This window comes from Vibrio sp. vnigr-6D03 (genome assembly GCF_002835515.1).
Lineage (GTDB): Bacteria > Pseudomonadota > Gammaproteobacteria > Enterobacterales > Vibrionaceae > Vibrio > Vibrio penaeicida.
The window spans coordinates 125,958-141,424 of sequence record NZ_PIZL01000028.1 but is presented as its reverse complement, the minus strand read 5'-3'; the positions used below and the strand labels follow the sequence as shown (position 1 = coordinate 141,424).

The window sequence follows — 15,467 nt, the reverse complement described above, 5'->3', positions numbered from 1 at the left end:
GCATAAGGAAACTAACAATGAAAGAACTGAATACTCAAGAAATACAAGATGTTAATGGTGCTTGCTCAGCGTGCTACGCATCAGGCCAAGCTTTAGCTCAAGCGATTAAAGAATTTTTTGCATAAGGAAACTAACAATGAAAGAACTGAATACTCAAGAAATACAAGATGTAAACGGTGCTTGCTCATCATGCTACGCATCAGGACAAGCTTTAGCAAAAGCGATTAAAGAATTTTTTGCATAAGGGAAAATGACAATGAAAGAGCTGAATACCCAAGAAGTACAAGACGTTAGTGGTGCTTGCTCGGCGTGCTATGCCGCTGGACAAGGTTTGGCACAATTCCTTAAAGAACTATTTTAATTGTTAGGTAATCTAAAAATGAAAGAACTGAATACTCAAGACGTACAAGAAGTGAATGGCGCATGTTGCATCTGCTGCATTATCGAAAGAATTCTACGTTAATTAAAAGGACGAAATGATGAAAGAATTGAATACCCAAGACGTACAAGAAGTGAATGGCGCATGTTGCATCTGCTGCATTATCGAAAGAATTCTACGCTAATTAAAAGGACGAAATGATGAAAGAACTGAATACCCAAGACGTACAAGAAGTGAATGGTGCATGTTGCATCTGCTGCATTATCGAAAGAATTCTACGCTAATTAAAAGGACGAAATGATGAAAGAATTGAATACCCAAGATGTACAAGAAGTGAATGGCGCATGCCTCAACAATGTTTGTGTTTTCGACATTATTGACCGGTTGATTAACTAGTCACTTCAGTTAGAGATAAGCCTGGATCTTTTCCAGGCTCTCAATTCAACCAGACATCAGTGATTAAAACTACAGTTTATCTGGTGCAATAACGCCGCCAATGATGGCTTTAGCGATAGCATGATGTCGGTTGACCGCATCCAATTTATTGATGCAATTCTTGATATGGAAATTGATTGTACTTTCAGACACCCCAATGATTTGAGAAGCTTCCCAAGAGGTTTTACCTTCGGCGGTCCAAGTCAGTACTTCTTTTTCTCTGTCTGTTAAGGTTTTTGGTTCACACACATTCACTCGGCTCATAGCAGAATGAAGGTAAGGCCAAATAGAAAGCATGTTCGCTTCAATTTCAAATGCTTTATCATCCGGTATGTGTTCACTGTTCGCGATAGAAAACACACCGATAGTGCCGCCTTTCCCATGGATAGGAATTGAAATTCCATCTTTTAGCCCATATTCGACGGCTTTTTCCATGACTTCTTGTTGGTCTGTTGGCATAGCATCAAAGTCGCGGTGCCACAATATCGGAGCGACACCACTTTTGGCATACTCCAATACAGGATCGCTTTGGCGGTAATTGTGTTCGAAGTACCACTCCATCCAATCTTCTGGATAGTTGTTGATCAAAAACACATCGTAATGCTGTGTGTTTAATGGGGTAAATAATGCGATTAGGTAGTAATCGACTCCGAGTGTTTCAGTAATGTCGGCACATAGCCGTTTTAACTGAGGTTGAGTGGTCACTCCGTGACTACTTGAAATTAACTGTTTAACCATTCACTAGCTCCCTCTCTAATGGTTATTTATTCCCTGAATTTGTAGCATTATTCAATGTTTTGGTAGCCAGTAAGTATAATCTTATCAATTCATTAGATATTTATGTCATGCCGTCAATAGTATTGAAGTGCGAGTGATCTCACTGCATTTCGCTAAATATTTTGAAACTGGCTGATCAAAAGCAAAGAAGTTGTCCAATATTCCATAGAGTGAATTGAGCTGAAGTTCGGGACTCAACGTGGTGAATGAGAGTTTACCCAGCTTTGCAAAAACTGAATAAAGGCTAAAAGTGCTTCACTGTGCTTGAGTTGTTGGGGGAAAACCAAGTAGATCTTTCTTTTTTGGCTATAGTAAGGCTCCAATATTGCTGATAATTGTCCTCGGTTAAGTGCTGGTTTAACAAGATAATCAGGCAGTTTAATGATGCCTTCACCCTCTATTGCGGCGTCATAAAGTAAAAAGTTGTCGTTGGCGTAAAACGTTCCTTTTGTTTCAGTTTTCTTTATCGTCCCTTGATCTGTGTATTGCCACGTCGTGAGGTGTGGGTCTGACAAACAGTTGTGTGAGCGCAAATCGTCAGGTGTTAATGGCGTGCCAAAGGTGTTGAGATAATCTGGCGAGGCACAACATACATGTCGGTAGTCCATTAAATGCTTGGCTATCATGTTTTCTGGCGGGGTACTTGTCGCTCTTATCGCTAGGTCAAAGGGCTGTTGAGTCAGATCTTGATTTGTGTAGCCAACATCGATATCAAAAGTGATGTCTGGGTGGAGTTTTCGAAAGGCTCGGCACGCGGGCACCAAGTAACGTTGCCCAAAAATAGCCGCACTGGTGATGTTTAACTTCCCTTCGATGGCAGAAGCAGACTGCCTAATTTCTCTCTCCATAAGATTAACGGAAGAGGTAACACCTTGCATTTGCAGCAATACTTTTTGTCCTGATTGAGTCAGCCTAACGCTTCGCGTTGTACGTATCAGTAATGTGACATCAAGATCGCGCTCTAAGGCATTAATTTGGGTAGACAAATAGCTGCGTGAAATCCCCAATTTATCGGCGGCTTGCCCAAAATTCAGGCATTCCGCCACAACACTGAATAAATAATAGCGTTCGAATCGTTTATGCAATCGTATCTCTTGTGGCAGTTTCATCTTTCACCCAAATCATGAAGTATCTATTGTTCCTTATAGTACATTTTATTGTTCTCTATAAAGAATAGTTAATTCTGAATGTGAGGTTTAATCGCAACAAAGCACCGTCTAATATTTAGGTATTACGTTTATGAGGTTTGAGGTAAAAATGTCTAATAATCAACAAAATAGTATGGGTGTATATCAAAACGACCCGTTAGCTGATATTGAATTTATACAAGGGTATTGGCGAATGGGTGAGTGGGGGATGTCACCTGCTCAGAGGCTGGATTTTGTTAAGCAGCACATAGAGTTGGGAATAACCACCGTAGATCATGCTGCTATTTATGGCGGTGATGTCCCTTGCGAAACCTTGTTTGGTGAGGCACTAGCACTTGAGCCCTCCATCCGGGAGCAACTCCATATCATTACTAAGTTAGGCATTATCGCTCCTCAAACCGAAGGGGGAATTGCGTACTATGACAGCGGTCGTGGTGAGATAATCGGATCGGTAGAGCGCTCACTCAATCAGCTGGGTGTAGAGCATGTCGATACACTGTTACTGCACCGACCTGATATTTTGCTTCAACCAGAAGAGGTCGCCGAAGCATTTGAAGTGTTAAGACGCTCAGGCAAAGTGTTGAATTTCGGTGTTTCTAACTTCACAACACATGAATTTTCTTCTCTTCAATCCTATTTAGATGTCACGTTAGTGACCAACCAAGTAGAGATTAACCCCATCAATATGCAAAGCCTCGAAGACGGAACATTGCATCAGTTGCAAGCCCAACGTCGCCGCCCAATGGCTTGGTCATGTTTGGCTGGAGGCAACCTTTTCAACCCATCAACTGAGCAAGATAACCGCGTGTTGACTGTGCTGAAAGAGATAAAAGAAGAAGTGTCTGCCGAATCCATTGATCAAGTGGTGTTTGCTTGGGTGATGGCGCTACCCTCTCGCCCAATCCCTATCATTGGTAGTGGTAAAATAGAACGCGTAAAAACCGCAGTCGCAGCCAAAAACATCTCGTTAACCCGTGAACAATGGTATCGAGTATGGACAGCGTCAAAAGGGCACGGTGTGGCGTAGATTTCAAGCTCCATAAAACTTCGAAGGAAGGTGAAAGCCTTCCTTCGTCTTTGCCTTTGTCTTAAAAGCCCTACTTCTCCTCTACGCCCCAACGATAAGTAACTCTTGTATCAGTTACATTTCTAGTCAAGATTTATGAGAACCCCGCTCAACTTTTTTTACTGAATAGCCTTCTTTAATTCATACGTCTTAAGTTGCGATACGTGATGCATATATAATCGACAGAATTTTTCTTCGCCGCTAACAGGATGATTGCAATGGGAAAACCGGCCGCACGGATAGGTGATTTTCACGTCTGCCCAGATAAAACAGGGAAGATACCACACGTTGGAGGACCTGTAGCGGCAGGATCTGGCAATGTTTTCATTGGTGGCATGCCCGCAGCACGCAAAGGTGACATGATGGTGTGTGTTGGTCCACCAGATTCCATATCTGGCGGTTCAGGTAGTGTCTTCATCAACGGAAAGCCTGCTGCCCGTATGGGAGACAAATCATCTCATGGTGGCGTGATCGTTGCTGGTTTCCCAACTGTTCTGATTGGTGACCAAGGCTCGTCTAGCTCAGGTGGTGGTAGCTCCTCATCTTCAGGTAAGAAAGGCTCGCCTCCCGAATCCAGTTCCAATGAAGCACCAACCCCATCGAATTGGGCACCTGTTGCGACGCTCGTCACTCAAGGTGTTAATGAAAACCTAACGCTAGACAGTATCCCCAAGACGTCGACATCCCCGTTGGACTCTGAAAACCAATCTTCTGTTGAAGAGGAAAAAGAGCCTGGAATTGGCTTAGCTATGAAAGATCAGAACGGTTATGTGTACGCCAATAAAAAAGTGGTTATCGAATCAGGTTCATCAACGGTTGATGCTCAAACCAACCACTCTGGAGTGCTGGATCTGGAAGAATTCAAAGACGAGAAAGAAGTCACTATCAAATTCTGGCTAAACGAAGAAGATGAAGAGAATTTCGATGTCTACAAAGTCAGTATAAAAACGTTAAAACCACTTTCAGATACTACAGGTGTACAGCAGCGTTTGGCTAACCAAGGCATGGCATCGGGCAACTCTGATGGTCAATTGGGACCTAAAACTCAAAGTGACATAAAGAACCTGCAATTTATCCAAGGTTTACCACTGACGGGGTCTATAGACGGCGATACCCAAGAGTGGCTAGAAAAGAACGAAAAACTTTCTTAGAGGCGACAATGTATAACCAGCTAAAAGACTACCAGTTAGACTACGACCATATGTTGTTCGACCTTGAATACTATCGGGCAATGCAGGAAAAAATAAACGAATACGCCGGAAGTATTAATGATAAGTATATAAAATACAAAGTAAGATACAGAGTTCAAACACTCAATCTAAGTATTCAAGCGTTAGAAGAAGAAATTGATCGCCAAATAACTTTCCATGAAAATATTTCACCTTACCCCAGTTATGCTGAAGATTTAGCCGCGAATAAAACGCGTTTAGAAGAGCGACAAGCTTTTTATAAGGATTTATTTTCAAACGCGGAGCTTAAGGTTTCTGACGAGCAAGAAAGCGAACCGTTAGAACCCAATTTTTGGGTGCTAACGGGACACGAAAATACTGAAATACCTACTTTTGAACCTCAATTTACGCGAGACATTACGACACACGACGAAGAAGACGGCGAGGTGCCCACCACACTGTTAGTCAGACCAAGAGAGTATGACTACAGCAATACCAAGTTCTACTACGCTGACGACGGCAGTGAGATTTATAACCGATTCATATTATGTTGGAACTATGACGATGATGAGCGCACAGCAGGTGAGTCTGATGATTCAGGCTATCATGCCGATAGACTCGAGGCGGTCTACACTAACACCAATGCTGTCGCAACAAAGCTGAGTTCAGAAAGCAGCAGCTTTACTATTGTAAGAAGTGAGGACAGGAAAAAACAATTTGAGTTGAAAAAGCCGGTATTACCACAGTTCTTAGGTGAGAAGTGGCGAACACATTTGCGTGACTCAGGCAGGTTTTCCTCCGAAATTGTAAACGAAAACCAATATTACGCTTATCAACTCACGAATTCGCGCATTAAGTATTTCAAACCAGGTGCGTTCTTTTTATATCCACTTGATCAAAATAAGTTTAAAACCAAACCATTAAGAGAAATAGCGGATTTAAAAGCGCCTGTTTACCCTACAAGGCATACGCTGAAACTGAACAAAGTCGTCTTTGATGTGGAAGAAGAAAGTGCCCCACCACGGATTTATTTGCATTGTACGTTACCGGAATGGAATCACAGGTTAAAAGACGCGCTTGGAATTTTAGAGACGCAAATCAATGAATACAAGCTGGCGTGTCTACCACATCATAAAAAGCTCTATGAACTTTCTCAAATGTCTCACTTGATGGATATGCATATAAGAATGCCATATCAAGAGCAAGGAGAAATAAATCCTATCAATAACCCTGATCGATTTACACCTACTCAACGCGCAATGCTCGGCTTCGAAAATTATCCCTTTAATAAAGAGCTTAACGATAGAGTAAAACTTCATGAAGCGGTGTCTGAACTGGAAGAGGGGATCTCAAATATCATCGACAACCCTGTTTTGGGGTCAGGGGTGTCCGATCTTAATATTCAAAAGCGCCATATTGATCGAGCAGCCAAAGAAGTATGGAAGTTGATTCATTCAAAGGCACTCTTGGCTGAAATCAAACATTACACTGAGCACATCAAAGAAAAGTACGAAGAAGGCTTCAATGGTGAAGACCATCCCGCAGGTCCATATATGGATGAAGAAAATGACTGGGATGAGATATTTTTCACCATATCTCGATGTTATGAGGCGATTTCCTATTCGGATGTATATCGTGAAATGGCTTGGAAATACGACTTGTCAATAGGGTTTAGTTTCTTATCAGAGTCTTATGACCAAGAAAATATTAATGACAAAAGAATTCAAGAAGATTGGGAAGTGGAAGCTCGCAGGATAGATAAAGAGGATAGCTATCTATTAGCGCAGCTTGCTGTGTTGAAGGAAGTAAATGAGAGTTCAGAAGATAACACGAATACATCTTTATCTTACTGGATCCTGACTAATTATGAGACATATGCAAAGCCGTATTTGGGGCATATCGTCCCAGGTCCTGGTGCGCCATGCACGCTTCAGGTGATGCTCAGTTGGTATCAAAAAGAGTGTATAAAAGATATTTATAGAAATGTAAAAGCTGATGTAGCCTATCATATAAAGTACTTCAATGGTGTACTTAAGATTTTTGGAATATTACGTTCAGATGGTAGTTCTCCTGTTGATTCGGTCAAATTTAAAGGGGCGGATATTGCGAAAGCTTTAATTGTGACGCGTGACCACTCAACAAATGAAGATAAGCTAAAAAACTCAAGAAATTCAATTAAAAATTTCGGTCGAAAGGTGCAGTTAGAACTTGAAGCTCTTGAAGGAGGAGGTAAAGAAGCCAAATTTTATGGGCAGTTCCGGTTTGATAGTAACGGTGCGTCTGCGTTAGCAGCAAGTGCTGCGTATTCCCGGGTCATTTATTCTGCGCTGAATGTTGGTTTATCAATTCAAAGATTAAACCTGTTAGCACAAGAGGCGGAAAAAAAAGGCTGGTCAGAGCAAGAGCTCTACATCAAATACATTGAATATCATATACAGGGAGTAATGGACTACGGTGGTGCGGCAAATAGTTTGATTGGTGCTCTTAGGGTAACACAAATTCGTTATGGTGGACTGCATACTGCTAATGCTCGATTCTTGCGGCCTATTACACTTACACAGGAATTCATCGGCGAATTTCTCGATAGATTGGCAATCCCTTTAGGGATCTTTCAAGGCATTAGTGCCTCCTTAGATGTAAAAGATTTATTGAATGACAGAAAAACCGAAGAAGCTTTGGTAAAGGCTACTACCGCTGCTGCCGGAATAATGCTTACCGTGGGTTTTACCACTCGAATGATCAACACGATAAAGTGGGGCTCCCGAGTTCCGCACCCTTTGGTGTCAACGCTCCTAATATCAGCGGGTACATTCTTCAATTTTATGATGCTATTTTACGACTTAGCTAAGTTGGTCAGACCGTACTTTCTAAGTGAGGCACAGAACCAATTAGCTAAACTTTGGGAGGATGTGAAAAAGCCCGTAGTATTCTCTAAACAACACGTAGAGAATGCAGGCTTAGTCACATCAGGGACTTACTCCGTATGGAGTATTGCAGCTAACCTTCGCTATGATAGTGCGCACGACTTAAAAATTCTGCTGAATGAAAAACCGATAGAAATTTACGAAAGGTTTTTTTCACAGACAGATAACAACCCTATCCATACCATAGAAGACTATCACCAAGACGGTGTAATAAGCAGTAAAGGCGTTAATCTTGGTAAGCTCTCATGGCGTGCAATTATTCCACTTTACTTGATGAAAACACCAGATGGGAAAGCTCTGTATTCACGAGAGCAAATTAAAGAACGTGTTGATTTTGATATTGCGTGGTTACGAACTCTTTGGTTTGATGGCATACATAGCGTCGACCATGTGATTGATTACTATGAAGAGGTCAAAGCTAGAACTAAATACAATGAAGAAAAATTTGGTCCTCCTGAACTCATTAAAAATCTATCTTTTAATGAAGTGAATTTTGGCACCCAAAACGATCCCTCTTTACTTTATATTGGGCTGCAAGAAACGTGTTATTCCAATTTAGGCTGTAAATATCTGGAGCATCAAGCCATTTATGTTCTTCTCGAAATGGGGATTTTTACTCCACCAGAAAATCAACCGTTCTATAAATCACATTTATGGAATCACGCACATTTTAATGTGAAGCCCATATTGATAAAAAGGGTTAATTTTGATTAGTAAGCTATTAATTTCAATATTTATTTTCTACTCATTTCCGTTGATCGCTTATGAAATGACAGAGCGAAAAATGATACTAAGCTACTCATCTGAGGCTAAGAGCTTTGTTGAAATACATGATGGATATATAGGGTATTCGTACGTTTTAGAAGCAGGAAAACGTATGAATTATTTACCTGAATCAGAATCTATAATTGATAATAGTTCTGTAGTTCGGATGTTTAAGAGAGCATCTTTTAATGGTGGCAAGTATATAAACTTTTATAATTATAAGAAATATAAAAATCATGTTGTAATTAATGAAAATGGACACATAATCCAACTAGTTCTTCATATATTATCTAATAAGCAACATAGTCATAGAGAATTAATGGATTTTATATCATCCCTTAAAAGCTTGGAATATTTGTCATTAGAGTTTAATAATAGTAAAATAAAAGAATTAGATCTAACTACATTAAAAAATCTGAAACAAGTAAGAATAAATAAATTAAGCGATGGAATTATAAGTCTACCAATAGAAAGCAAACTTGAAGTTTTAGATTTATATTCAGAAAAAGAAATAAAAATAAATAATATAAAATATCAGAAATATATTAAAGCATCCTCTTTAGTTGGTGCTTATATGAGTCTTTCTGATTTTGAAGAGCTTAATAATCTTGAAGTATTAGACTTGTTTTACTCTAGAGATAATACTTTGGATACAGAGGTGATATTTAATTTATCAAATCTTGGTAAATTGGAATCATTATACTTGCCGACTGAGAAAAACGTAAAGTCCATTGGGTTGAAAGGTCTAGTTAATCTTAAGAAACTAAGTTTTGGTTCAGATAATGACTACTCGCATACCATTATTCCAGAGAATGTAGAGTATGTAATTGCTGGTGGTGAAATAAACAATAGTATTCCAGACTTTTCTAAAAATAATAAGTTAAAGAAACTTATCCTGAGGAATACTTCCATAAAAAACTTAAAAGGACTTAGTAATCTTCCTAAATTGGAGGAGATAATTATTGAACATAGTAAACTTGAAACTATGGATGGACTCAAAAACCTTCCTTCTCTCAAAAAATTAACAATTTACGGTGGAAACCTAACTGAAATCGGAAAAATGGAAGGTGTGGAAAATTTGGAGGAGTTGGTAATTACACGAAATAAAATTAAAGAAGTGAAAAATGTTAACCATCTTTCATCTTTAACATTTCTCCGTTTGTTTAATAATCAAATTGATACGTTGGATTTTAATGAAGTAAAAGATCTTGCTTATTGTGGAATTGGTCTCCTATATAACCCTATTGAAAAAACCATGACAAAAGAAGACGAGGAAAAATTAGAGAATTTATATGAATACGGCAATATTAACGGGAAGCAATGAACATGATCTATATTCAAATTATAGCCGTTATTACGCTTCTCATTAACTTCCTAATGAGTACTATCCATGAGTTTTCAGACGGCGAAGAAACGTTTATGGATTACGCGAGTATTTTGGTATTGAGCTACATTATTGTACTGGTAGTGAATAAGCTATTTTTCAGGCGTGATGATACGTAGATGATTAAATCGATAATTCACCTAATCTTACTCAAAGCATGTTGAATCAAATATCTTTAAGCGATTTGTTTACTGCTTATAAGAAAGGAGGCTTTCGCCTCCTTTCTTCTTTAACTTTCTAACTATCAGCGATTTTTCGCCATTTCGCGTAGCGCTTCTTTCTCGGCGTCGGATAGGAATGCGATGTCCAAGCCATTGATTTGTGCTTGGCGAATTTGCTCTTGGCTCAAGCCTGCTGCTGGAGCTGCCACTTCAAATTCATAAGGCTGCTCGATGCCTTCAACTGCTGGGTCATCGGTATTAATACACGCTTTCACGCCGTGCTCTAGGAAGGTTTTCAGCGGGTGGTTTGCCAGTGAATCAACAGTGCTGGTTTGGAAATTAGACGTCAGGCAAGATTCAATACCAATACCGTGTTCAGCAAGGTAATCCATCAACTTAGGATCGTGAATCGCTTTCACGCCGTGCCCGATACGGACAGCGCCAAGTTCTTGAATCGCTTGCCACATACTTTCTGCACCTGCCGCTTCACCTGCGTGAATCGTGACTTGTAAGCCTGCGTCTTGAACCTGCTTGAAGTGGTTAATAAAGCGATCACCTGGCTGACCAAGTTCATCACCGGCTAGGTCAATAGCAACCAATTTGTCTTTGTGTGCAAGTAAACCGTCCAGTTCTTGTTGGCAAGCATCTTGGCCAAATGTACGGCTCATAATTCCGATAAGGTTGGTTTTTACACCGTAGTCGCGTGAACCAGCTTGTACCCCATCAATAACCGCTTCTACTACACCTTCAATAGGCAGCTTATGTTTCATTGCCATGTAGTAAGGCGAGAAACGAAGCTCAGCGTAATCGATTTGAGCATTCAATGCGTCTTCTACGTTTTCGTAAGCAATACGACGGCATGCATCCAAGTCACCCAGTACGGCTACACCCCAGTCTAACTTGGACAGGAATGCAACGAGTGAAGGCTCAGCTTCAACAATTTGTACGTGCGGGCGAAGCGCTTCCAAATCGTATGCGGGAAGTGCCACGCCAAACTTTTTGCCAAGATCAAGAATCGTCTGGCTACGGACGTTACCGTCAAGGTGGCGATGAATATCAGTTAAAGGCAGGTTTTTGGTGATCATGTTTACTTCCTAAATGCGACGAGTTTCGGCTAATTCGCCTAAGTATAAAAATCATTTAGTAAACTGTCAGTACCATAAGAACAGATTATTGTTTGATCAGTGCTGCTTTTCTTTAATGTTCACTAAATCTGTTGGCCATTCTGAGAAAGGAACCGGTCGGCTAAACAAAAATCCTTGCGCTTGAGGGCAGTCGAGTAAGCGAAGCAGTTCGGCTTGCTCTGTGGTTTCGACCCCTTCAGCCACAAGATTCACCTTGAAGCCCTTTGTGATATTCACAATAGCGGCGACGACAGACGTTTCTATCTGCTCTCTTTCTAATTGAACGATGAACGATCGGTCGATTTTCAAGCAATCAAAGGGCAATTTGTGGAGATAAGCAAGTGATGAATAACCGGTTCCAAAATCATCAATGGCAATCTTAATGTTTAAATCTTTAATGGCTTGCATGTTTTTCAAGATAATCGGGTCGTTATCGACGATTCTCGATTCTGTAATCTCAAGCGTTAAGTTTTGGGCGTTTAGCCGTGTGTACTTAAGTACCATTTCCAATTCTTCAGTAAACCCTGGCTGGGATAATTGATTCACGGAGAGGTTAACGTGCAAGCTGAACTCGGGGTGCCATTGCCCACTTTGAATAGCATTGGCGGTATCACTGCATGCTTTCAGTAAGATTTGCGAACCAATGTCGCCAATTAAGCCGCTTTCTTCTGCAATAGGAATGAAGTCGAGAGGTGGTACGACCCCATTTTCTTCAGAGACCCAACGTGCCAAGGCTTCAGCCCCTAGGATTTCTCCACTTTCTAAATCAATGATGGGCTGATAAAACGGGACAAATTCACTATTGGCAATCGCTTCATTTAAGTTGGCGAGAGTTTGTGTTTTCTTACGAGAAACATCGGCCATTTCAGGACGGTAGTACACAACGCGGAGTGCATCTTGCTTGGCGTGGCTTAAGGCGATGCTACTGTTGCGTAGCCATGTACTCATATCATTTTTATCGCACGATAAAACAATACCTATGGAGACATTGACGACCACTGTCTCTGTACCCATATTGAATGGTGAGCTAAACGACTGTTTTATTCGAGTAACTAACTGCTCGACTGCCATTTCAGAGCCATTTCTAGGATCATAAATGGCGAATTCATCACCTGCGACTCTGGCAAGCAATACGCGTTCGTGGCAAATATTCTTTAACCGCTGAGCAATAATAGTGAGCAGTTGGTCGCCACTGTAATGACCTAAGCTGTCGTTGATGTCTCGGAAGCGATCGATGCCAATGAGAATCAAAGATCCAGGTAGAGAAGATTTCAGATTACTGCTCGTTTCGATGAGACCTTGGCGGCTATAGAGCTGAGTTAAAGAGTCGTAGACCAACTGAGTTCGTAGTGCTTCAAATGACGCCTTCAAGTTTTGAGTCATGTTGTTGAATGCCGACACCAACATACTGGTTTCAAATACTTTGCCCGGTTCTGGCATCGGGCTGTCCCAATCACCTTTGGCTATTTCTCGTGCTGCGTTCGCTGTCGTTGTAATTGGGTGTGTAATGCGATTAAACACCAATACACCGATCAAAAAGCCCAATAAGCTGAAGGTCATACCAATAAGCCAACCACGTTGTTGTTGCTCTGGTAAGTCACCTAACAAATCGTGCTCAGAAATGGTAACGACAATGTACCATTCCAGCCCGTATGGATTGGTGTAGCGAGACAGTTTATTGAAGTAGCGATCCCCACTGGTAACGTAGTCAAACATTACAGGTTGACTTTTGGCTTCCAAACGGTTGCTCGCGATGTACTTTGCACTGGTTTGTACAACTGGGTTCGTGCTTTCTGTCATTTGTAGCCGCTGCCCTTTTATGGTCATCGGCGTGCCTTTGGATACCACGCTAGAGTTATCCGAATGCGCCACCAAGCGGTTATCCTGATCGAAGATAAAAATGGAGGCAGCCGTTCTCTTTTTTTGATCCACAAGGAAATTGTTGAACGTGTCGATTTTAATATCCGCGACCATGACGCCAATCAGCTCATCGCTCACAATCACAGGAGTGGTTGCGGATAATGTAATTTCTTGGCGTTCATCCGCATTGGTATAAATGTTAGACCACGATGGGGAGCGTGATTCTGCCGCAGGGACATACCATGGACGAATTCTAGGGTCATAACCTTGAAAGGTGGATTTAGCACCTGACTCGATATTTCTACCGGAGTAGATAACCAAATCATTTTCGGTGCGTTTGTCTTGGAGCATCAAGGTAAAATCAGAGGTGGATTCTCGCCTAAAGCCGACAAACTCGCCTTCTTTACCACCAAAACCGACCACATCTAAGTGGGGGATGTTTTTGTATAAATGATTAAAACTTAAGGAGAGGAAATTCTCGATTTGATTGAGATTACCGAGCTGATACAGCTCGTTAAATTCGACGGATTTACTCAACGTAATGTTGGCTTGATAGGGCTCATCTAAAAAGATCGACAAACGGCTTTTCACGTTCTCAGTAAATGCCATGAGCTGCTTATGGCTCAAATTAGACACCATATTCTCGAAGCTGCTCTTTTGTACGAATGCAATTACCCCAAATGTGAACATGAATACGATCACAAAGGGTAAAATGACAGCCATTCGTAAAGTAATCTTTTTATTCGCCATTGCCCTACATACAGTTAGTGAACACCATCCTGTAATCAAGATAAGAGGCGCTATTGTAAAGGCTAGACATCAAGCTCGCGAGTCTTTTTTGAACAATTCGACTAAATGTTTAACTCTTTTAGCTTTCTGGTGAGCGTATTCCGTCCCCATCCTAGAACTTTAGCGGCATCCTGCTTATGACCGTTAGTATGATTTAGCGCTGTTTTTAAAAGTATACGTTCAAATTCAGGGAGTGCATAAGAAAGGAGCTCAGTTTCGCCAGAAGTCAGAGCTTCTTTCGCCCATTCTTCTAGTTGAGACTGCCAACCGCCATTTTCATGAGAATTGGGCACGGATTTTGTCTCTTCGAACAGTTCTCGCGGTAAGTCAGAGGGCAAAACTTCATTCCCGCTGGCCATTACGGTTAGCCATCGGCAAATGTTTTCTAATTGACGAACGTTACCAGGCCAAGGCAGCTGGTTGAGGTTAAGAACCGTGTCTGGATGCAAGGTTTTCATTTCCACGCCCAGCTCTTCGGCGGCGAGGTTCAAAAAGTGTTGTGTGAGTTTTTCAATGTCTTGCTTACGTTCACGTAGAGCAGGGATGTGTACGCGGATAACATTCAGGCGATGGAAGAGATCTTCACGAAAGTCGCCATCATGAACCAGCTTTTCTAGGTTTTGGTGGGTGGCTGCAATGATGCGAACGTCCACATTGATGGGAGAGTGACCACCAACACGGTAAAATTGCCCGTCTGCCAAAACTCGCAGTAAACGAGTCTGGATATCCAGTGGCATGTCGCCAATTTCATCTAGGAACAGAGTACCGCCATTGGCTTGTTCAAAGCGCCCTTGGCGAACGGTGTTTGCCCCCGTAAATGCGCCTTTTTCATGACCAAATAACTCAGACTCGATCAAATCTTTAGGGATCGCAGCCATGTTCAAAGCAATGAAAGGGCTCTTTGCTCTAGGGCTATGGCGGTGTAAAGCATGAGCGACCAGTTCTTTACCAGTACCAGATTCGCCGTTTATTAAAACCGAAATGGAAGAACGAGATAAACGCCCAATAGCACGAAATACTTCCTGCATGGCAGGGGCTTCACCGATGATCTCTGGGGCATCGCTGATAAGGGGATCAGTGCTTTCTTGATGCCTTTTTTGTTCGTGGCTATGCGCGATGGCGCGCTCGACGAGTGTTAGGGTCTCATCGATATCGAAAGGCTTAGGCAGGTATTCAAATGCGCCTTTTTGATAGGCGTTTACGGCTGCATCGAGGTCCGAGTGCGCCGTCATGATAATGACAGGTAAGTCTGGGTACTGCTGATGAACTTCTTTAAGCAGGTCTAAACCATCGATGCCGGGCATACGTATGTCTGACACCAGTACGTCAGGTACTTGCCGTTCTAACGCCATAAGCACGCTTTCGGCATCGGCAAACGTCTCGCACTGAATTTGTGCCGAAGATAAGGTTTTTTCCATAACCCAGCGGATAGAACTGTCGTCATCAACGACCCATACAAAGCCTTTACTCATTGCGCTCTCTCCTA

At 41.6% G+C, this 15,467-nt stretch carries 10 protein-coding genes; 5 read left to right on the top strand and 5 right to left on the bottom strand.

Annotated elements, in window-relative coordinates; all coding sequences use genetic code 11:
- Positions 1 to 844: 844 nt before the first annotated feature.
- On the bottom strand, positions 845 to 1,552 hold the full coding sequence (locus tag CW749_RS22410; protein ID WP_101114618.1) for a LuxR family transcriptional regulator: 708 nt from the start codon (positions 1,550 to 1,552) through the stop codon (positions 845 to 847).
- Positions 1,553 to 1,785: 233 nt separating this feature from the next.
- Positions 1,786 to 2,700 (bottom strand): LysR family transcriptional regulator, encoded by a 915-nt coding sequence (locus CW749_RS22405; RefSeq protein ID WP_101114617.1) that lies wholly within the window; start codon positions 2,698 to 2,700, stop codon positions 1,786 to 1,788.
- A 148-nt stretch (positions 2,701 to 2,848) separates the two neighbouring features.
- On the opposite strand from CW749_RS22405, the gene CW749_RS22400 reads away from it, so the two are divergent.
- From CW749_RS22400 to CW749_RS22380, 5 genes are all read left to right on the top strand, one after another.
- Positions 2,849 to 3,766 (top strand): aldo/keto reductase, encoded by a 918-nt coding sequence (locus tag CW749_RS22400; protein WP_101114625.1) that lies wholly within the window; start codon positions 2,849 to 2,851, stop codon positions 3,764 to 3,766.
- Positions 3,767 to 4,023: 257 nt separating this feature from the next.
- Positions 4,024 to 4,956, top strand: coding sequence for a PAAR domain-containing protein (locus CW749_RS22395; RefSeq protein WP_101114616.1), 933 nt, complete (start codon positions 4,024 to 4,026; stop codon positions 4,954 to 4,956).
- On the top strand, positions 4,926 to 8,612 hold the full coding sequence (locus CW749_RS22390; protein WP_145997873.1) for a hypothetical protein: 3,687 nt from the start codon (positions 4,926 to 4,928) through the stop codon (positions 8,610 to 8,612). Before CW749_RS22395 ends, CW749_RS22390 begins: the two co-directional genes overlap by 31 nt.
- Positions 8,605 to 9,987 (top strand): leucine-rich repeat domain-containing protein, encoded by a 1,383-nt coding sequence (locus tag CW749_RS22385; RefSeq protein WP_145997872.1) that lies wholly within the window; start codon positions 8,605 to 8,607, stop codon positions 9,985 to 9,987. Before CW749_RS22390 ends, CW749_RS22385 begins: the two co-directional genes overlap by 8 nt.
- Positions 9,984 to 10,166, top strand: a complete 183-nt coding sequence (locus CW749_RS22380) for a hypothetical protein (RefSeq protein WP_101114613.1) — start codon at positions 9,984 to 9,986, stop codon at positions 10,164 to 10,166. The genes CW749_RS22385 and CW749_RS22380 overlap by 4 nt, the downstream gene beginning before the upstream one ends.
- 125 nt (positions 10,167 to 10,291) lie before the next feature.
- Here CW749_RS22380 and add read toward each other — a convergent pair whose 3' ends face one another.
- The 3 genes from add to glnG all read right to left on the bottom strand — a co-directional run bounded on the left by add (position 10,292) and on the right by glnG (position 15,453).
- On the bottom strand, positions 10,292 to 11,293 hold the full coding sequence (add, locus tag CW749_RS22375) for an adenosine deaminase (RefSeq protein WP_101114612.1): 1,002 nt from the start codon (positions 11,291 to 11,293) through the stop codon (positions 10,292 to 10,294).
- A 96-nt stretch (positions 11,294 to 11,389) separates the two neighbouring features.
- Positions 11,390 to 13,942, bottom strand: coding sequence for an EAL domain-containing protein (locus tag CW749_RS22370; protein ID WP_101114611.1), 2,553 nt, complete (start codon positions 13,940 to 13,942; stop codon positions 11,390 to 11,392).
- A 101-nt stretch (positions 13,943 to 14,043) separates the two neighbouring features.
- Positions 14,044 to 15,453, bottom strand: coding sequence for a nitrogen regulation protein NR(I) (gene glnG, locus CW749_RS22365; protein WP_101114610.1), 1,410 nt, complete (start codon positions 15,451 to 15,453; stop codon positions 14,044 to 14,046).
- Positions 15,454 to 15,467 lie beyond the last annotated feature (14 nt).